General features: G+C 51.3%; 21 protein-coding genes, 1 tRNA gene and 1 pseudogene. 11 read left to right on the top strand and 12 right to left on the bottom strand.

All coding sequences use genetic code 11. The features are described 5' to 3' along the window. Positions 1–2 precede the first annotated feature (2 nt). The 9 genes from AAC636_RS08955 (at position 3) to AAC636_RS08915 (ending at position 4,648) form a co-directional block, all read left to right on the top strand. Positions 3–479: an arsenate-mycothiol transferase ArsC gene (locus AAC636_RS08955; RefSeq protein WP_340301245.1), complete on the top strand. Its 477-nt coding sequence runs from the start codon at positions 3–5 to the stop codon at positions 477–479. Next, the gene (locus AAC636_RS08950; protein ID WP_340301244.1) at positions 479–871 is read left to right on the top strand and encodes a ketosteroid isomerase-related protein; all 393 of its coding nucleotides are present in this window, start codon (positions 479–481) and stop codon (positions 869–871) included. The genes AAC636_RS08955 and AAC636_RS08950 overlap by 1 nt, the downstream gene beginning before the upstream one ends. Beyond that, positions 868–1,452 carry a GNAT family N-acetyltransferase gene (locus AAC636_RS08945; RefSeq protein ID WP_340301243.1) on the top strand — a complete coding sequence of 195 codons (585 nt, stop codon included), beginning with the start codon at positions 868–870 and terminating at the stop codon, positions 1,450–1,452. Before AAC636_RS08950 ends, AAC636_RS08945 begins: the two co-directional genes overlap by 4 nt. Next, on the top strand, positions 1,449–2,342 hold the full coding sequence (locus AAC636_RS08940) for a carbon-nitrogen hydrolase family protein (protein ID WP_340301242.1): 894 nt from the start codon (positions 1,449–1,451) through the stop codon (positions 2,340–2,342). Before AAC636_RS08945 ends, AAC636_RS08940 begins: the two co-directional genes overlap by 4 nt. A 73-nt stretch (positions 2,343–2,415) precedes the next feature. Further along, positions 2,416–2,634: a translation initiation factor IF-1 gene (gene infA, locus AAC636_RS08935; RefSeq protein ID WP_011455993.1), complete on the top strand. Its 219-nt coding sequence runs from the start codon at positions 2,416–2,418 to the stop codon at positions 2,632–2,634. A 6-nt stretch (positions 2,635–2,640) separates the two neighbouring features. Continuing rightward, positions 2,641–3,216 (top strand): Maf family protein, encoded by a 576-nt coding sequence (locus AAC636_RS08930; protein WP_340255075.1) that lies wholly within the window; start codon positions 2,641–2,643, stop codon positions 3,214–3,216. Beyond that, positions 3,213–4,265: a ribonuclease E/G gene (locus AAC636_RS08925; protein ID WP_340301241.1), complete on the top strand. Its 1,053-nt coding sequence runs from the start codon at positions 3,213–3,215 to the stop codon at positions 4,263–4,265. Before AAC636_RS08930 ends, AAC636_RS08925 begins: the two co-directional genes overlap by 4 nt. Then, the gene (locus AAC636_RS08920; protein WP_340301240.1) at positions 4,262–4,480 is read left to right on the top strand and encodes a DNA gyrase inhibitor YacG; all 219 of its coding nucleotides are present in this window, start codon (positions 4,262–4,264) and stop codon (positions 4,478–4,480) included. The genes AAC636_RS08925 and AAC636_RS08920 overlap by 4 nt, the downstream gene beginning before the upstream one ends. Positions 4,481–4,573: 93 nt before the next feature. Beyond that, a tRNA-Phe gene (locus AAC636_RS08915) sits at positions 4,574–4,648 on the top strand. A 573-nt stretch (positions 4,649–5,221) separates the two neighbouring features. Here the strand turns inward: AAC636_RS08915 and AAC636_RS08910 are convergent. The 8 genes and pseudogenes from AAC636_RS08910 to pcaC form a co-directional block, all read right to left on the bottom strand. Continuing rightward, on the bottom strand, positions 5,222–6,451 hold the full coding sequence (locus AAC636_RS08910; protein ID WP_445322560.1) for a mandelate racemase/muconate lactonizing enzyme family protein: 1,230 nt from the start codon (positions 6,449–6,451) through the stop codon (positions 5,222–5,224). 393 nt (positions 6,452–6,844) lie between these two features. Further along, positions 6,845–7,078: pseudogene (locus AAC636_RS08905) on the bottom strand (FAD-dependent monooxygenase); the annotation flags it as partial. Positions 7,079–7,132: 54 nt separating this feature from the next. Further along, the gene (locus AAC636_RS08900) at positions 7,133–8,188 is read right to left on the bottom strand and encodes a 3-carboxy-cis,cis-muconate cycloisomerase (RefSeq protein WP_340301239.1); all 1,056 of its coding nucleotides are present in this window, start codon (positions 8,186–8,188) and stop codon (positions 7,133–7,135) included. After that, positions 8,185–8,970 carry a 3-oxoadipate enol-lactonase gene (gene pcaD, locus AAC636_RS08895; protein ID WP_340301238.1) on the bottom strand — a complete coding sequence of 262 codons (786 nt, stop codon included), beginning with the start codon at positions 8,968–8,970 and terminating at the stop codon, positions 8,185–8,187. Before pcaD ends, AAC636_RS08900 begins: the two co-directional genes overlap by 4 nt. Then, complete coding sequence (locus AAC636_RS08890; RefSeq protein ID WP_340301237.1) at positions 8,963–9,814, bottom strand: BKACE family enzyme; 852 nt, start codon at positions 9,812–9,814, stop codon at positions 8,963–8,965. The genes pcaD and AAC636_RS08890 overlap by 8 nt, the downstream gene beginning before the upstream one ends. Next, positions 9,807–10,361, bottom strand: coding sequence for a protocatechuate 3,4-dioxygenase subunit alpha (gene pcaG / locus AAC636_RS08885; RefSeq protein WP_340301236.1), 555 nt, complete (start codon positions 10,359–10,361; stop codon positions 9,807–9,809). Before pcaG ends, AAC636_RS08890 begins: the two co-directional genes overlap by 8 nt. Continuing rightward, complete coding sequence (pcaH, locus tag AAC636_RS08880; RefSeq protein ID WP_340260081.1) at positions 10,361–11,083, bottom strand: protocatechuate 3,4-dioxygenase subunit beta; 723 nt, start codon at positions 11,081–11,083, stop codon at positions 10,361–10,363. Before pcaH ends, pcaG begins: the two co-directional genes overlap by 1 nt. Before the next feature lie 51 nt (positions 11,084–11,134). Further along, positions 11,135–11,515, bottom strand: a complete 381-nt coding sequence (gene pcaC, locus AAC636_RS08875; protein WP_445322559.1) for a 4-carboxymuconolactone decarboxylase — start codon at positions 11,513–11,515, stop codon at positions 11,135–11,137. Positions 11,516–11,611: 96 nt separating this feature from the next. On the opposite strand from pcaC, the gene AAC636_RS08870 reads away from it, so the two are divergent. Continuing rightward, positions 11,612–12,523 (top strand): LysR substrate-binding domain-containing protein, encoded by a 912-nt coding sequence (locus tag AAC636_RS08870; RefSeq protein ID WP_340301235.1) that lies wholly within the window; start codon positions 11,612–11,614, stop codon positions 12,521–12,523. 152 nt (positions 12,524–12,675) lie between these two features. Here AAC636_RS08870 and AAC636_RS08865 read toward each other — a convergent pair whose 3' ends face one another. From AAC636_RS08865 to AAC636_RS08855, 3 genes are all read right to left on the bottom strand, one after another. Continuing rightward, positions 12,676–14,565 carry a bifunctional sugar phosphate isomerase/epimerase/4-hydroxyphenylpyruvate dioxygenase family protein gene (locus AAC636_RS08865; RefSeq protein ID WP_340301234.1) on the bottom strand — a complete coding sequence of 630 codons (1,890 nt, stop codon included), beginning with the start codon at positions 14,563–14,565 and terminating at the stop codon, positions 12,676–12,678. Further along, positions 14,562–14,792, bottom strand: coding sequence for a hypothetical protein (locus AAC636_RS08860; protein WP_340301233.1), 231 nt, complete (start codon positions 14,790–14,792; stop codon positions 14,562–14,564). The genes AAC636_RS08865 and AAC636_RS08860 overlap by 4 nt, the downstream gene beginning before the upstream one ends. A 120-nt stretch (positions 14,793–14,912) precedes the next feature. Next, positions 14,913–15,833, bottom strand: coding sequence for a LysR family transcriptional regulator (locus AAC636_RS08855; RefSeq protein WP_340260086.1), 921 nt, complete (start codon positions 15,831–15,833; stop codon positions 14,913–14,915). 379 nt (positions 15,834–16,212) lie between these two features. Between AAC636_RS08855 and AAC636_RS08850 the strand changes: the two genes are divergently transcribed. Further along, complete coding sequence (locus AAC636_RS08850; protein ID WP_340301232.1) at positions 16,213–16,635, top strand: CBS domain-containing protein; 423 nt, start codon at positions 16,213–16,215, stop codon at positions 16,633–16,635. Between the two features lie 10 nt (positions 16,636–16,645). Here AAC636_RS08850 and AAC636_RS08845 read toward each other — a convergent pair whose 3' ends face one another. After that, positions 16,646–17,212 carry a hypothetical protein gene (locus AAC636_RS08845; RefSeq protein ID WP_340301231.1) on the bottom strand — a complete coding sequence of 189 codons (567 nt, stop codon included), beginning with the start codon at positions 17,210–17,212 and terminating at the stop codon, positions 16,646–16,648. Positions 17,213–17,415 lie beyond the last annotated feature (203 nt).

The raw sequence follows: 17,415 nt of genomic DNA, 5'->3' as shown, positions 1-17,415 counted from the left end.
TGGTGGGCAAAGAATTTCCATCTTCGGTTCTTTTTTGTTGCGATCATAACGCAACCCGCTCACCCATGGCGGAAGGGCTGATGAAGAAATATTACGGCCACCGCGCCTATGTTCAGTCTGCGGGTGTGCATCATGAATTGGAGATAGATGGCTTTGCCATTTCTGTTTCCGCTGAGATCGGTGTCGCCCTTGAACGTCATCGCGTGCGCTCTTTCGATGAAATGGCGGAATGGGGGGATGATCTCTCGGGGTTTGATCTGATCGTGGCGCTTTCGCCCGCCAGTCAACGCCGCGCGCTGGATCTGACGCGTCATTCGCATCTCGATATTGAATATTGGCCCATCATTGACCCAACAGGGTTGGGCGAAACGCGCGAGGCGAAATTGGATGCCTATCGCCAAGCCCGTGATCAAATCAAAAAACGCATTCTAGATCGTTTTGGCCCCCCAGATGCGGGGCTAGAACAGGAGGGGGACTAATGGATCTGATCAATCGGTATTACGCCGCGTTTAATGCGGGCGATCTGGAGGCCATGCTTGATTGCCTCAGCGAAGATGTGGCGCATCATGTCAATGAGGGGCAGGTGCGCATGGGCAAAGCGGCCTTTGCCGAATTTTGCGTCCATATGAACCGCTGCTATAAAGAACATCTCACCGATATCGTGGTGATGCAGAATGAGGCAGGCAATCGCGTTGCCGCCGAATTTATCGTAAATGGCACCTATCTGGCCACGGATGCAGGATTGCCCGAAGCGCGCGGACAGACATATGTCCTGCCCGCTGGCAGTTTCTTTTCCGTTGAGGACGGTAAGATCACCCGTGTTGTGACCTATTACAACCTTGCTGATTGGATCGCTCAGGTTTCGGCATGAGCCTTGCCTATCGCATCTATCGCGGGGCTGAGATCTCGGCAATTGTTCCCGATCTGGCACGGCTGCGCATCACGGTCTTTCGTGATTGGCCCTATCTCTATGAGGGGGATTTGGCCTATGAGACGGGTTATCTCGCCCGCTATGCACAAGGCGGGGCAATAGTGGTTGCCGCCTATGATGGCGCGCAGATGGTTGGCGCGGCCACGGGGATGCCTTTGCTTCAGCATGATGATGATTTCTCTGGTGCTTTGGCGGCCTGCGATATCGCCGCCGAAGGTGTGTTCTACTGCGCAGAGTCTGTTCTGATGCAAGACCATCGCGGGCAGGGGGCAGGGCATATGTTTTTCGATGCGCGCGAGGCAGAGGCCCGCGCGCAGGGAAAAACATATAGCGCCTTTTGCGCTGTGGTGCGCCCTGCGGATCATCCGATGGCCCCAAAGGACTATCGCCCGCTTAATGAATTCTGGAAAAAGCGGGGCTATCAGAAATTGGATGGCGTCTTTGCAGAATTTTCATGGCTCGATATCGGAGATTCCGAAAAAACCCAAAAGCGCCTGCAATTTTGGATCAAACAGCTATGAAATGTGCCGCCGCTGCCTATCCGCTCGATCCCTTGACCCGTTTCGCTGATTTTGACGCGAAGATCACCGCATGGGTCGCTGAGGCCGCGGATGGCGGCGCAGAGATTGCGATTTTTCCTGAATATGGCGCGATGGAATTGGCCCATCTTGCAGGGCCATCGGTTGCGGCAGATCTTGAAGGCAGCCTGCGCGCCGTCTGTGATATTTGGCCTGAGGCGGATGCCCTCTTTGCGCGGCTTGCGGTGCAGCATGGCCTTGCCCTTTTGGCACCATCTGCGCCGATTTTTGACCAAGATTATGGGCTGCGGCCCGTCAATCGCGCCTGCATTTATGGGGCGCAGGGGCGGATTGGGCATCAAGACAAGCAGATTATGACCCGCTTTGAACGCGAGATTTGGCATGTGCAATCGGGCGGGCCTTTGCAGGTCTTTGACCTTGGCGATCTGCGGGTGGGTGTGTTGATCTGCTATGATGCGGAGTTTCCGCTTTTGGCGCGCGCCTTGGTCGAGGCGGGGGTTGATTTGCTTCTGGTGCCATCCTGCACAGATAGTGGCGCAGGCTATTGGCGTGTTCGGGTGGGGGCGATGGCCCGCGCGCTAGAGGGACAATGCGCAGTTTTACAATCACCCACAGTCGGACAGGCGGCATGGTCGCCCGCAGTGGATGAAAACCATGGCGCAGCGGCGATCTACGGCCCGGCTGAAGCGGGCTTTTGTGACAATGGCGTGTTTGCTGAAGGCGCAATGAACAAGCCAGGATGGGTGATGGCCGATATTGACCTTGGTCGGCTACGAGATCTGCGCCAAAACGGCACTGTTTTAACCCGCCGCGATTGGCCCGAGAGCGCCGCGCGCACAGCGCTTGGGCCGCAGGTGAAAGATTTACCTTGAAAATCCGCTCCTTTGGGCGCATTTACCGCGGCGAAGCTGCCATTTGGGGCAGTGAGAAAGCTAAGGAGAGACCATGGCCAAGGAAGAGATGCTCGAATTCCCCGGTGTCGTGAAGGAACTCCTGCCAAATGCGACATTCAGGGTCGAGCTCGAAAACGGCCATGAGATCATCGCACATACGGCAGGCAAGATGCGCAAAAACCGCATCCGCGTTCTGGCAGGCGACAAGGTGCAGGTTGAGATGACCCCCTATGACCTGACCAAGGGCCGTATCAATTACCGCTTTAAGTGATTTGTTTTGCGCCTGATTTTGGGATCAGCAAGCCCGCGCAGGCGGGAGTTACTGGCGGTGTTGGGGATCTCACCTGACGACATCGCCCCGCCTGAAATTGATGAAACCCCGCAAAAGGGGGAACATCCGCGCGCCTATGTCACCCGTATCGCGCGCGAAAAGGTTGCCGCTGTATCATCTGCGCCCGAGGATGTCGTTCTATGCGCAGATACGACCGTCTTTATGGGGCGGCGGATCTTGGGCAAGCCTGCGGATGCGGTGGAGGCAGAGGCGTTTTTGCGCCTTTTGTCGGGCCGCCGTCATCGCGTCATCACGGCCTTGGCTGCCCGTAAAGGCGCGCGCGTGATCGAGCGCGCAGTTGAAAGCCGTGTGAAGATGAAATCCCTCAGCGATGCGGAAATCGCGGCTTATCTGGCGACAGACGATTGGCGCGGCAAGGCAGGCGGTTATGCCATTCAAGGCCCTGCTGGTGCGTTTATTCCGTGGATTTCAGGCAGCTATCCCGCCATTATGGGCCTTCCTTTGGCCGAAACAGCCAGTGCCTTGGCGGCCTTGGGCTATCCCGTTTGGAGGCAAGAATGAAGGGCTGCGTCATTGCATTGGATGAGGTTGCAGGGCGCAAGGCGGCAGCATTGCTCGTTGATGGCCGCCTGCAGGATATCCGTATTGATCCCCCTGAAAATGACCCAAGCCCCGAGATCGGCGAGATTTACCGTGCCAAGGTGGCCCGTGCCATGGGCGGGCAGGGCGGCGTTATGGTTACCCTTCCCGATGGGCAATCGGGATTTTTGCGCGGGGTCAAAGGCCTTGAGCAAGGGGCAAGCGTGATTGTTCAGGTCATGGGCTATGCCGAAGGCAATAAGGCCGCGCCTGTGACGACAAGGCTGTTGTTCAAAAGCCGCTACGCCATTGTCACGCCCGCGGCGGCAGGATTTAACATCGCCCGCTCGATCCGTGGCGAAGAAGACCGCGATCACCTTTTGGAACTGGCGCATGAGGCGATGGAGGGCGCGCCTGAGGATTTTGGCGTGATCATTCGCTCAGCAAGCGCTGAGGCGGCGGATGAAGATATAGTTGAGGATGTCAGCGCCATGCGCGCCTTGGCCGAGGCCGTGGTGGCCGATGTGACTGGCATCCCCGAATTGCTGGTTGCAGCCCCCACATCTCATGAGGTGGCGTGGCGCGATTGGACAAGCCCGATGCCTGATGAAGTGGTGGAAAGCCCTGCCGCCTTCGCCGATCTCGGCGTGGAGGAGGCGGTTGATGCCCTCCGCTCCCCGCGGGTGGAGTTGGCTGGTGGGGCGTGGGCCATGTTTGAACCTACCTCTGCCCTAGTGGCGATTGATGTGAACACTGGCGGGGATTTATCCCTTGCGGCAGGGCTTAAGGCCAATTTGGCTTTGGTGCGTGATTTGCCGCGTCAATTGCGTCTGCGTGGGTTGTCGGGGCAGATTACAATGGATTTGGCCCCGATGCCGAAAAAAGACCGCCGTTTGTTCGAGGATAAATTGCGCAGTGCCTTGCGCTCTGACGCGACCGACACGGTGCTTGCGGGATGGACACCGCTTGGCCATTTTGAACTGCAGCGCAAGCGCGACCGCGCGCCTTTACACGAGATATGGCCGTCATGAGTTGCCCGATTTGTCAAAAAGAAACAGTCGCGGCCTATCGCCCTTTTTGCTCGCGCCGCTGCGCGGATGTGGATCTGGCGCGATGGTTGAACGGATCATATGCCGTGCCGTCCAATGACCCCGAAGATATCGAAGAAGCCCTTGATCAAGCAGCCCGCGCCAAAGCATTTGGTTGCAACGGCGATTGCGAGGATGACGCAGGGCCGCTGCAATAGAAAAAACGCGATAATTTTGCGCAAACCCTATGGACAGCCCCCCACGAAGGCCCTAGAACGCCCCCACCCTGATGGTGTTCCGCCATCTCCCGTGCCCGGGTAGCTCAGGGGTAGAGCAGTGGATTGAAAATCCTCGTGTCGGTGGTTCGATTCCGCCCCCGGGCACCACTTCAAAAAATATTCCAATGAAATCAGTAATTTGATGTGGATTTAGTCCCACTTTTTGGTTTTTGGGGCAAAATGGGACTTTTTTGTTCACCCTTTGGGCTCATTTTGATGGCGCGATAGGTGCTGCATGCCGGCGGTTGCCAATATTTTTTGGCGAGCGGACCGCGTGTAACGGGAAGCTTCTTTTAGGGTGCTCCAGCCGAACATTGCCATGAGCTGGCGTTCCGTTGCACCGTTCTCTGCTGCGGTGGCCGCGCCCGCTTTCCGGAGAACATTGGCGCTACAAGCTTGTGCAAAACAGTTCGCCCTCAGATGCGTTTGATTGGAGATACGCGCGTTTCTTGCCATCATGTTTAGACTATGCTTACACCATTTTATTCCGGGTGTTTGGTGCTTAACTGTGGTTCGACATAGGCTTAATCCCGCCGCTGCAACCACCTTCTCTGAATGACTCAATTTTTAGGTTTTACTTAAGTCTTCTAGTTTCCACTTTAGACTCTTGTCGCGAATGAGAGAAAATCAGAGGGCAGGTCGGTAGGTCACACCGCATACGACATCTGTCATCTTCGTGTTTTAAACAGAGTATTTCCTTAGGATTTCTGGATCAGGTTCTACACCGATCCCTGGAGCAGTCGGGACAGTTACGTAGCCCTGGTTGTTTTTCACCTGCCCCAAAACGTTGAGCGGTTCCTTCAACAACTCATCACGGAAATGATTGTGTGTTGTATCTAACTCCAGCATTGGTTCCCATTGGTGCATACCACCTGGCATGACTGGCATAGCTGCAAGAAGCTGTAAGTTTGTTGCTACAGCTATTGCTGATCCCCACACATGATTAATGACGGGGGTGAAATGGGCGTGGCATAGGGCTAGAACGCGTAGATATTCAGAAATACCGCCTAGAGCACAGACTTCAGGTTGGGCAATATCAAGACCACGGTTTTCTAAAATAGTCCGCCAACCCCAGCGGTTAAATTCTGCCTCACCGCCCGATATGTTTACCGAAAGGCCTTGACGTAATTCGCGATAGCCATCCAGGTCCTCAGGAGCGACAGGTTCCTCGAACCAGTATGCACCCATTTCCTCTAGCGCTCTACCTACATAAAACGCATCAGAGGTTGTATAGCAGTGGTTGGCATCAACCATAAACTGGCCTGTTGTGCCCACTCCTTCTGCAACGGCGGCGCAAAGCTCTACATCGGCCTTAGCTCCGAGCCCAACTTTCATTTTAGTGGCGTGGAAGCCCATTGAAAGTATACGGGATGCCTCGTCCTTGAAGCGCGATTTATGATCCGCAACACTTTCGCGTTTTAGCATCATGCCATAACCGTAGGCTTTTATACTACTGCGATGCGCCCCGCCGATCAGCTTATGCACGGGTAAGCCAGCGACCTTACCTGCAATGTCCCATAGGGCTATATCTACGCCTGAAAGGGCCTGTAGAGGCATACCCTTTTGGCCATGATCTCTCAGTAAATTGTAAACTTTGTGCCAGATAACATCACGATCCAATGGATCCGACCCCAAGATTATTGGTCGTATGACTAATTCCACAATGCCTTTATTCGCGAGTGCAATGTTCCCCGCACCAAAGCACTCGCCCCATCCGGTTACTCCTTCATCGGTTTGCACCTCAACCAAGTGCGCACTTCGCTTTGAGTAGAATTGTTGGGAATATCCAAGGTCTTCTGGCAGTTCATATTGTAGAACATGGCTTTTTACTTTGGTTATTTTCATGATCGCATTCACCGAAAACATATTTACAAATGCACAACAGCAAACCCTTCCTGCGTCAAGTGACATTGCAGAGCTTTGTCAAAAGACCTGGGTACTTAAAAAATTCTTTCAAAATTACGTTTGGAGCGTGAAAAGCAGATCAGCGCCCATACCGCCCTTAGAACATTCCTTTATGTTGAGATTATAGTGGTTCGGCACAGGCTTAATCCCGCCCCCGCAACCAATAAAAAATTATTAAATATCAAGATATTAAGTCATTTCGACGCTTCCGCGGTGACTGCCGTTATTGGCGCAATTGCCGCATTTTTTGCCGCGTTTTTAGCATCCCTAATGCTCATTCTATTGATGTTCTACCCCCACCTGTCAAAAAAAATGGCTGTAAAGTAACCCCACCCCGGGGGTGCCAACAGATTTTAGGGTTTGTTTCAGGTTCACCTATGCATGATATTTTGCGTGAGCGCTGAACCAGCATCCTTCATGAGGATGGCCTTCGCGGTGTAGGCGGTCGGCAACGCCGGCTTCTTCCAACATTGTCACAGTGCCGCTTTCCAGCACACCTGCGCGGATGCGAGCCAGTACCCGTTCGCGGCTGGTGCGTTCAAGAATGATGGTGTCTACACCTGAGCGGTTCAGCAACTGCGACAACAAAAGACCCGATGGCCCGCCGCCAATGATCGCAACTTGAGTTTTCAGCGATAAAGTTTCCATATTTTGCCCTCTTAGTTTCAGGCTTCTGAAATGTGGTCTCTAACCGTCGTCGCCTATTTGTCTGATCTTTTTACATAAGTCTTTGGCTGCCAAAGTCGCGCTTCCAGTTGCCATCGCCATCTGCGGTAACACCATCCATTCTAGCATCCATGCAGCGCCGGATCGTTCCTGTTCATGGACGAGGCTATGATGCATGGCGGAAAGCTGTGTAGCGTTGAAACGTGCAAGGGTGATAAGCAATTCGGCGAGCACTGGATTTGATTTGTGTGGCATCGCAGATGATCCACCACCGCCAGACAATGCGATCGCGTCCACGCCTTGCTGCGCCATCAGCGCGATGTCCTGTCCCATCTTGCCCAGTGCACCAGTAATCTGCGAAAGAAGAGATGCAAAACCGGCAATTTGGCTACGGTCACTGTGCCAAACTCCATTTTCAGTGAGCTTGAGCGCTTTGGCCACTTCTCTAGCAATGGCGTCCCCTTTGCCCTCAAAGGCATCGCGAGTGCCCACCGCGCCACCAAGTTGCAGGCGGGCAATCTGCAAACTTGTATGATTGAGATTGGCTAGCGCCGACTGAAGGGGAGAACGCCAAGTAGCAATTCGTTCAGCTGCTGTTACGGGCAATGCCGCCTGCATTCGTGTCCGAGCTACCAGTCGATTGCAGCCATAATCTTCTACAAGTCTGTCGAGCTGGTTAAGCAACTTGCTGATGCGGTCAGTCAAAAGGTTAGTTGTCGCAGCAAGGGTAATAGATAGGGCTGTGTCCAGCACGTCCTGCGATGTGGCTCCTGCGTGGATCGCCTCTGCACAGTCTGGGGCAGCCGCATGCATTTGTTTTACGAAGTTGGGGATTGGTAGCCCGTCAATAGCGGTCGCTCGGGCCAATTGTGGGATATCGAGCGGTGCTTGCTCGATGCGAATGGCGGCTTTTTGGCCTAAACCGGCTGCTACCAACCCATGTGCTTCGAGCGCATGCGCCAAAGCTATTTCGAACTTACGGTAATGCATGATCTGAACTTCGGCCGACCAGAGCGCTTGAAGATCTGGGTCAGAAAAGAGGCCGCCAAGCCAGGGATGGTCAAAGATTGATGTCATTCCAAGAGAGCCATCTGCTCACTTATAAGCCGCGCGACGGTGTCAGGTGCTTCGATCGCCGGGATGTGCCCAACACCATCGATTACATGGTAAATTGCTCCTGTAATCTTGTCGGCTAAGGCTGCGACAACCTCTGGCGTTGTTGCCTTATCTTCGGATCCTGCAAGGCAAACCGTCCTACAACTGATAGACGCTGCTTCGGGCGCTAGATCGGCATCCCGGATTGCAGCGCAGACACATGCATAGCCCTGCACAGGCGTGCGCGACAGCATCATCCTATAACCAGCAATCTGAACCGTTTCCTTTTGCCGGAACTTACTGGAGAACCACCGATCAAGCACACCATCAGCCATTGCATCAAGTCCTAGTTCGTTAACCGCACTGATCCTGTCGGCCCACATTTCTGATGTACCAATTTTGTATCCTGTGTTGCTAAGCAGGAGTCCTGCAGTCAAGTCAGGGCGGGCGGCGGACAGTGCCATCGCAATCATTCCACCCACTGACACACCACAGACCAATGCTCGTGTCAGACCCAAGGAATCCATCAAAGTGGAAAGGTCCGCAGCATGGTCAAAAATTGTGACTGCACCCTTTTCACTCAGGCCGTGGCCGGATTTGTCATATTGCAAGGTTGATGTGCCTTCCGGAAGGCGCGCAATAACATCATCCCAAATGCGGAAGTCGGTCCCAAGTGAATTTGCGAAAACGACGGGTATGCCGCCATTGCCGGATCTAAAACGAAAGTGTAACACGCGTCCGTTTACGTTAGTGAACTTAGCCATTGGCTTGCGCGACCTCCTTTTTTAGCCCAAGAATTGCCCGAGCTTGCTGCCAAGTGGCGACTGGACGTTCGTAGGTCTGGCAAAGATCAACAACGCGTTTCACCAATGCTGCATTTGACGGGGCAAGCTTTTCGCGATCGATGCGGACGTTGTCCTCCAAGCCTGTTCGCGCATGACCACCTGATGAGACGGCCCATTCGTTCAGGGTAAGCTGATGTGCACCAATTCCCGCAGCACACCATGGAGCGTCGTCACCAAACAACCGCTTTACTGTCTTCACGTAGTAATCAAAGACATCGCGGTCCACCGGCATAGCATTCTTAACGCCCATTACGAATTGTACATAGGGTGTGTCTATGATCTGGCCCTCAGCGTGCATCATAGCCGCTTGATGGATGTGGCTAAGGTCAAAGGCTTCAACCTCAGGCTTGATGCCGTAAGTTCGCATTTCCGACGCCAGCCAATCGACTAGATCGGGAGGGTTCTCGTACACTCGAGTGGGAAAGTTGTTTGATCCTACCGACAGTGAGGCCATGTCAGGTGACAGTGGGAGCATTCCACCGCGTGTTTTGCCGGCGCCAGATCTTCCACCAGTAGACAGCTGGATGATCATACCGGGGCAGTGTTTCTCAACCCCTTCTTTTAGAGCCGCAAATTTCTCGGGGTCTGAAGAAGGTGTTTGGTCATCATTACGTACATGGGCATGCATAATCGCTGCACCTGCCTCGAAGGCTTCATGCGTACTTTCAATTTGCTCTGCCACTGTAATCGGCACAGCGGGGTTGTTTGCTTTAGTCGGTAGAGACCCGGTGATTGCGACACAGATAATGCAAGGTTTAGACATCGAAAAACACCGTTTCATGATCACCCTGTAGGTGGATTGAATGAACATAACCGTTGTCAGTTTTTTCGGCTACAAGTGTTACAGCACGCTCCCCGGCAATAGCAAAGACTGGATCAGCCGCGTTGTCGTTTTCAGGAAAGTAAACTCGCGTAATCAGCGCTATATTTATTCCGCGAGCAGCAATCCAGAGAAGAATATGTGGTGTTTGGCCGGTAGGTGCGCCTGGCATAAGCGTTTTGAAGATTGCCTCACCGGTTTCGGCATGGGTCGGCTGGCGCCCCCAATGGTTAAAGCCTTCGGTCGGGCCGAATGAGCCTTCTGGACCGGGCTGCCAGGCTTCGATCATCGCATCAGTCATTGGTTCTCCAGCAGCGTCAATGACACGCAAACATAGGGTGATCCGCTCGCCGGCGGGGTTGCCTGTAATCATCGTGTTGCCGAGGTCTTTGCCGCCATACATGCCTTCAAGTCCAGCAAAAGTGGGCACGCAGCCTATATGCACGTAAGGTCCAGCGGTCTGCGACGGAGATTCTTTGAAGTTTGCCATCACGATCCCTCCATCTTGTTTTCAAAGAGTGTCTGATTGCGGCCACGAAGCACTATGTCAAAACGGTAAGCTCGAATGTCCATCGGGATCGTGTTCGACATATCCAATCGTGCAACCAGTGTGTTGATGGCTTGGGTCGAAGGTATCGACTGAACAATTGGACAGAGCGCGATGTGAGGGTCGCCTTCGAAATACATTTGGGTGATCAAGCGCTGTGCAAATCCATCGCCGAAAACCGAAAAATGGATGTGCGCCGGACGCCAGTCATTGCCACCATTGGGCCAGGGGTAGGGGCCTGGCTGAATGGTTTGGAAGCTATAGCTTCCATCCTCCCCAGAGATGCAACGCCCACAGCCCCCAAAGTTTGGATCAAGCGGCGCAGTGTAGCCATCTTTTTTGTGCCGATAGCGACCGCCTGCGTTAGCTTGCCAGACTTCGATCAATTTTCCAGGTAACGGGCGGCGATCTTCGTCTATCAGCTTGCCATGCACGATGATGCGCGGGCCGATGGCAGCTTCGCCAGGATTTGCGTAGTTCAGGATCAAATTGTCATCCAACGCTCCCAGCATGTTATGGCCAAATGTCGGTCCAGTCATCTCAGTTTCAGTCGGATGATAGTGGAGACGCGCATGGGCTGGCGAACGCAAGATTGAGCTACGATAGTCGGGTGCTAGTGGTGGGGGGTGCCAGTCCAAATCACGAGCAGAAATTAGTCCTGTCATATCACTTCCCCTTTAATGCGGATGATCTTTGTCGCAGTGGCATCTGGTGGGTCATGGATGCTCTTCCATTTCGCTGAAGGTCTGTTTTGCGAGTTTGATGGCATGGTTTGCCTTCGGCACTCCTGCATAGATCGCCACATGCAGAAATGCTTGCATTATATCTTCTTTGGAAGCGCCAGTGCGCGCCGTAGCGCGGATATGCATTGGTATTTCCTCGAAGTTGCCGGTTGCAGCCAGAAGGGCAAGCGTTAGCAACGAGCGCTCACGGTAGCTGATTGTGTTATCAGCCCAGACTGTGCCCCATGCACTTTCGGTGATTAACGTTTGAAATGGTTCGTCAAAGGCTGTTTTTGCCGCTTCGGCACGGTCGACATGAGCGTCGCCCAGAACTGAGCGACGTACCTGCATGCCTTTTTGGTGACGCTCGGACAACATTATTCTCCATAATTAGGCTAAGCTTGCCCCATTATATATCATTATTTCGCTTTTTATATTGATTTTATCGGCACATTATATACCAGATATGTTATGAATTGGGATCAGCATCTAAATCTTCGGCACGTTCGAACCTTCCTAGAAATTGCGCGTGCGGAAAGCGTGTCGCTTGCAGCGGACAGGTTAGGGATCACTCAGCCAGCGGTGTCACGCAGTCTGAAAGAGTTGGAGCAGATGCTCGGTGTGCGACTATTCGATCGCGTCGGCCGGCGGCTTAGACTAAATGAGGCCGGACGTGTATTTCAGGGGCACGCAAGCTCGTCGCTCACCGAGCTCATACGAGGAGCAGAACGCCTTACAGCTGATGGCGAACTAACGACACGTTTATCAATTGGGGTTTTACCGACGGCTGCGACGGATCTGCTTCCTCGAGCAGCTCTGGCATTCCGAAAGGAAATGCCGCATGTCCGCTTGCAAATTCAATCTGGGCCAAACTGGCTTCTTTTCAATCAGTTGCGAGACGGGCAAGTTGATCTGGTGGTTGGAAGAATGCCAGAGCGAGACACTCGAACGGGTGTTACCTTCCAGCAACTTTACATAGAGGATGTGGTCCTCGTCTGCCGTCCTGGCCATCCCATATTACTTGAGCCAGTACCGGAGCAGAAGGTCGAGGGCTATACGTTAATTTTACCTCCGCAGGGTGCAGTTATTTCTCAAACGGTCGAGCGCTACCTCTCCAGTATTGGTTTGCCGGAGATACGTGCAGCCTATGAGACGGTTGCACTTCCAGTGGGGCGTAAGCTTGTGCGTCTCTCGGATGCGCTGTGGTTCATCTCACATGGAGTGGTTGCCGACGAATTGAAAGAAGGAACGCTGGTTGCTGTTGCACTGTCTTCACCTTTGCTTTCCGGCCCTGTTGGCTTCAGCGTAGCAAGAGGAGCGCCAATCAATGTTGAGCGCAGTGTCTTTGCTGAATGCCTGCAATTTGCGGCATCTAAGCAATAGTCAACAAGTGCCCACAATTAGCTGTGCGCTAAAAAAGTGATCAATCTTCTCGGTTGGAACAAAGCGTACGACACATGGCGTCTCAGACATTAATATTTGGAGTGGTTCCCGAGAGCTCTAAGATAAATTGTGGAAGTAACCTATTTTAGCAGTCATTTGCTTGGCATTCCCTTTGGCCGCATGAGCCGTTTTTGCGCAACAATTCTAAAGGGTGCATTTGCTGCGCCATAGCCGTCGTATTGATCGATACGTTGAACAATTTCAAAGAATAAAGCACCCGCAAAAGGCTTGCCATAAAGCTGGTAGAATGCGCCATCTTGATCCTCGTCGTAAAGAATGTTGAGCGCTTTCATTCGCGTTAAATTTTCATCGTTAATTGAAAAACGAGCCTGTAGATCGTGATAGTAATTCTCGGTCATTTCTAGCGGTTCAAAGCCACGCTCTTGCATGCCTACTGCAGTTTTAAAAATGTCTTCTGTTCTGAAGGCCACATGTTGCACAGCACCTGTAAAGCGCTCTGCCAAAAATCTGCCCGCGACAGTTCTATGAGTCTCTGCACCATTAAGAGTTATTCTAATTGAGCCATTTTTTGCTTTAATTGCTTGGCTCCTGACAAGTCCGTCAGGATCGATAACATCCACCATGGGCGTGCGATCCATGGCAAAAATTGAAGTGTAGAACAATGACCAGCTCAGCATTTCATCATAGCTCATAGTTTCTGCCAAGTGATCAATTTGGGTCAGCCCGACCTGATTTTCGATGTTGTTCTCAACTGGGACAAATTCTACATCCCACACATTTGATAATCCGCTATCTTTATCAATAAAATGCATGACGCTGCCCGCAACATTATGAATTGCAGGGATGTCCAGCTCACCCGAAGCGACCTGTTGTGTGAAAGGTTTCGCCGCCAGCGCTTGAGCTCGTTTTACAGTGTCGGATGCGTTGTTCACCAATACGCCAATGTCGCAAATGCTCGTACCATTTGCTACGAAAGATGAATGGCTAAAGCCGGTTTTTTCAGTATTTAACAGAATGCGGATTTCACCTTGCTGCCAGAGCTTAAGTTTTTTTGAAACGTGGTTTCCTACATGTAAAAAGCCCATTGACTTTAATTGGTGGCCTAGCGCCTCAGCTTCATTTTCATCAGTTCCGAATTCAATGAATGCGACCCCTTGTACCTCTATCCTCGGCGGTAAATTGGGCATTGGAACAGTGATGTCGGGTTCGCTTTTGCGAACATCATCCATGAGTGCCACTAAAGAACGGTAGCCATCTCTTGCTAATCCTTTCGGTAGCCCTCCGCGGAATTGGTCATTAAATATTTCCAGACTTATGGGTCCGGTATACCCAGTTGCCATGACGGCTCGCATGAAGTCAGTTACAGCAAGGTCTCCTTCGCCTGGCATGTTTCTAAAATGCCGAGACCAATAAAAAAGGTCCATTTCAATTGAAGGCGCATCTGCTAATTGAACAAAAAATATTTTATCGCCGGGAATACTGCGGATCGTATTAGGGTCGATTTTTCTTGCCAAGGAATGAAAGCTGTCAAGGATCACGCCGATATTAGGATGGTCTGCGCGTCTCACAATCTCCCAAGCATCACGATGATCGTAAACGTGCCTACCCCATGCCAAGGCTTCATAACCCACGCGAATGTTGTACGTTGCAGCTATTTCCCCAAGATCTTGGAAATCTGCGGCGGCGCGGTCAATTCCACCTAGCCCATCTGGGCGGGTTGAGGAGCAGAACAAAATCAAATCCGTGCCTAATTCTTGCATCGTGTCGAATTTGTACCGCGCTCTATCAAACGCTTTTTGGCGTGCTACTCCAGTCAGTCCCTCAAAATCTCTAAATGGCTGAAAGAGCGTTATTTCAAGACCATGATCACGGATCATGTCCCCAATCTCGCGGGGCGTCCCACTATCTGCAATAAAATCTTGTTCGAAAATCTCTATGCCCTTGAAGCCTGCTGAGGCGATAGCTTCAAGCTTTTCTCTTAGGTTTCCAGATATAGAAACTGTCGCGATAGAAGTCTTCATGCCACGTCTCCATTGGATATGAGGTCTGATCGAACGCGATTTTCAGCAGGGGGAAGATTAACAAAGTGTGCCCACGCATGTACTCCTTGATAGAAGAACAATTCATATCCAGAAGGAACGTCCAATCCCTTCGTTTCTGCATTTTGAAGGAACTCAGTATTTATAGGGGTGTAATCAGCGATATTGTCACCAATAAGGCCAAGATGAAGATTGCTTTTGTTGACCATGAACACTTCCCCAGTGAGCTGTGAGCCGCACTTGGCACCTCCAGCTTTGTGTTCATTGTTTATATTCCACCACTTAACGTCAAATATTTATATGATCATATCATTAACATGATGTTACTTTTATGAGCGGTACCAAGGCCCGTCTTTTACTGCACGTTCCAACTGTCGTTGAAAATGACCTATTGTGTCTTCTGCGAAACGCGAGAGCACCCGGCCTTTTTTGCGAGCGACATATGATTTGATAGGGATATCGTGCACCAGTGGCCGTCGCACCAATCCGGGCATATACACTTCAGCTACCGAAAACTCATCAATAACAGCCACCCCCAAACCGTGTCTGACCAGGCTAACAACGGTTTGAGCAAAGCGTCCACGCATTGCATGATTAATCTCAATACCAGCCTGTAGAAAAGGTTTAGCCAATAGCGCTCCATAAGGATCATTGGGATCGACGCCGATCACAGGCTCCTTAGCAAGATCCAAGGCTGAAATATTCTTATTCTTGGACAGCCTGTGGCCTTCGGGCATAATGGCGACTAACCGCCCCTCTGCGATCTCTTCATTATCAATTGCTGCATTTTCTACAGGGGAGCTCATAATGACAAATTCACCTCTTTCAAGAAGAAGGTAATCAACTGTCTCCTCAATTTTTAGAACATTCATGTCTACAAATAAGTCGCCATACACGCCCCTAACGTTCTGCAAAACTCGTGCAGCGATAAATTGTGCGATTGAAGGTGCAGTAGCGAACGATAGCCTTACATCTTCGCCACACTTAAGTGAGCTGACTGCAGCATTTAAGCTTTCAACTTGTCGGTATACTTCTCGCACCTGATCAAATACGCGACTTGCTTCAACTGATGGTATGAACACGCCAGCTTTTCGCTCAAATAATCGTATTCCAAGCGTTTCTTCAGTATGCTTTACAAGCCGACTAATCCCTGGGGCGGAAACATTTAAGAGCCCTGCTGCTCCTGAAATCGTGCCCGTTAGCATAACAGCACGTATCACTTCAATTTGTCGTAAGGTCATGTCGTGCATTCGCAAAAGCTCCTTACCTTTACGACCACTATAAGATCTTTGTTAAACGGAAGTCAGCATAGTTTCACCATTCAAAATGTATAAGAATTTCGGGATCAAAGTGGGAGGGTCGGATCTTTAAAAACAATACGGAATATAAAAATTTTTATGAAAAAACCATGTCTCGGCACAGGCTTAATCCTGCCCCCGCAACCACTTTTTCCGAATGTCTCAAATCTAAGCTTAGCTGAGGTTTCTTACTTCATAATTACTGCCTTCATGGTGGGTGAGAGGCAACTATGGAGCTACTTCTGGAATGGTTTAGTCATGACTATTGCGTTCCTACGCGCCCAAGATACAATTTTAAGGCGAGTCGATTGTAGTTCTTGGGAGGGATGACATGACGCCGTTTATGAAAAGCCTTATCGCACGCCCATGCTATACAGTGGACCCTAAGGCTACACTGTCGGAAATCATCACGTTATTGGCAGAGCATAATATTGGTGCTGTTGTCGTCGAAAATGGCTCTGGTAAAGTGCAGGGCATTATTTCCGAGCGTGACATTGTGAGACACCTTGCAACTGAGCAAGACCTTAGTGGTTGGATTGCGCAGGACATCATGACCAAAAAAGTTGCTACGGTGACCACAAAGGCTCTGTCATCAGAGATGATGCAAGTGATGGCAGATCATAATTGCCGCCACCTGCCAATTCTAGACGACGGGAAGCTGGTGGGTGTAGTCTCAAATAAAGATGTGATGAACCGTACGCTTGAAAAGTATCAGGATGAGGCTGAAGCTATGAGGGCGTTCATCAATTCTTGATCATTGCAGATCAATTCATCATCCGTTCATGCACAGCTTGCATCCCACGATCCACCATGTCGCTTACCTCAGCGGCATGGCGATGTAACGCCGATACCAGCTCTGGATCGTTTGATGTTTGGGTCACCGCAATGCCGTTTTCGATGACTTCGATTTCAGTATCTATATTCTCACCGCGCATAAAGAAAACATCCAGCGTTGGGCTTTGAATAATGACTTGTGGGTCATCCTTCGCTTCAACACGTGCAATCATGCCCGTGACATGGCTTACCAGAGCATTGAATGTATCAGGGTCACTGGTGGTTGTTACCGTATATATGCCGTTTTCTAGATTGCTCACCTCACGCTCAATTAATGTGAAGTTACGAAATAAGGTTTGCATCTCGGCGGTCTCGGTGGCTGTCGTGTTAGCTCCTCGAAGTCCTGGCATAGTATGTTCGTCATGCCCCATGCCATGGCCACCGTGCTGCGCATGAAGCCGGTCATGCCGGGTCATCATCTGTGCTTCAACGATATACGCACCTGCCGCGAGTGTGCTGAGTGCTGCTATGCCTGCGAAAAGGTAACGTTTATTCATTGGATGGGTCTTTCTATAATTCTCAAGCACTAAATCAGCGTGGCTTACTTCCTACAAGCCCACGGATTGACGCATGAGAATTAGCTATTTCAGTATTGAGCGGTCATATCATGCAATGAGAATTTCGTTCGGTATCAAGCAACCGATACGTTGCGCTGATATCCTACAAAATTTTGAGGTTTTGCTAGAAAAGGTCCAATTTT

The organism is Roseobacter sp. HKCCD5988 (genome assembly GCF_037830355.1).
Classification (GTDB): Bacteria; Pseudomonadota; Alphaproteobacteria; order Rhodobacterales; family Rhodobacteraceae; genus M30B80.
This window is presented reverse-complemented; position numbering and strand designations above follow the sequence as displayed.

Excerpts from the sequence above, each read along its gene's own strand:
- AAC636_RS08950 (WP_340301244.1), top strand. The coding sequence starts at position 479 with ATGGATCTGATCAATCGGTATTACGCCGCGTTTAATGCGGGCGATCTG.
- AAC636_RS08945 (WP_340301243.1), top strand. The coding sequence starts at position 868 with ATGAGCCTTGCCTATCGCATCTATCGCGGGGCTGAGATCTCGGCAATT.
- AAC636_RS08940 (WP_340301242.1), top strand. The coding sequence starts at position 1,449 with ATGAAATGTGCCGCCGCTGCCTATCCGCTCGATCCCTTGACCCGTTTC.
- infA (WP_011455993.1), top strand. The coding sequence starts at position 2,416 with ATGGCCAAGGAAGAGATGCTCGAATTCCCCGGTGTCGTGAAGGAACTC.
- AAC636_RS08925 (WP_340301241.1), top strand. The coding sequence starts at position 3,213 with ATGAAGGGCTGCGTCATTGCATTGGATGAGGTTGCAGGGCGCAAGGCG.
- AAC636_RS08920 (WP_340301240.1), top strand. The coding sequence starts at position 4,262 with ATGAGTTGCCCGATTTGTCAAAAAGAAACAGTCGCGGCCTATCGCCCT.
- AAC636_RS08910 (WP_445322560.1), bottom strand. The coding sequence starts at position 6,451 with ATGTCACTTGACGCAGGAAGGGTTTGCTGTTGTGCATTTGTAAATATG.
- AAC636_RS08900 (WP_340301239.1), bottom strand. The coding sequence starts at position 8,188 with ATGACATCAATCTTTGACCATCCCTGGCTTGGCGGCCTCTTTTCTGAC.
- pcaD (WP_340301238.1), bottom strand. The coding sequence starts at position 8,970 with ATGGCTAAGTTCACTAACGTAAACGGACGCGTGTTACACTTTCGTTTT.
- AAC636_RS08890 (WP_340301237.1), bottom strand. The coding sequence starts at position 9,814 with ATGTCTAAACCTTGCATTATCTGTGTCGCAATCACCGGGTCTCTACCG.
- pcaG (WP_340301236.1), bottom strand. The coding sequence starts at position 10,361 with ATGGCAAACTTCAAAGAATCTCCGTCGCAGACCGCTGGACCTTACGTG.
- pcaH (WP_340260081.1), bottom strand. The coding sequence starts at position 11,083 with ATGACAGGACTAATTTCTGCTCGTGATTTGGACTGGCACCCCCCACCA.
- AAC636_RS08870 (WP_340301235.1), top strand. The coding sequence starts at position 11,612 with ATGAATTGGGATCAGCATCTAAATCTTCGGCACGTTCGAACCTTCCTA.
- AAC636_RS08865 (WP_340301234.1), bottom strand. The coding sequence starts at position 14,565 with ATGAAGACTTCTATCGCGACAGTTTCTATATCTGGAAACCTAAGAGAA.
- AAC636_RS08860 (WP_340301233.1), bottom strand. The coding sequence starts at position 14,792 with ATGGTCAACAAAAGCAATCTTCATCTTGGCCTTATTGGTGACAATATC.
- AAC636_RS08855 (WP_340260086.1), bottom strand. The coding sequence starts at position 15,833 with ATGCACGACATGACCTTACGACAAATTGAAGTGATACGTGCTGTTATG.
- AAC636_RS08850 (WP_340301232.1), top strand. The coding sequence starts at position 16,213 with ATGACGCCGTTTATGAAAAGCCTTATCGCACGCCCATGCTATACAGTG.
- AAC636_RS08845 (WP_340301231.1), bottom strand. The coding sequence starts at position 17,212 with ATGAATAAACGTTACCTTTTCGCAGGCATAGCAGCACTCAGCACACTC.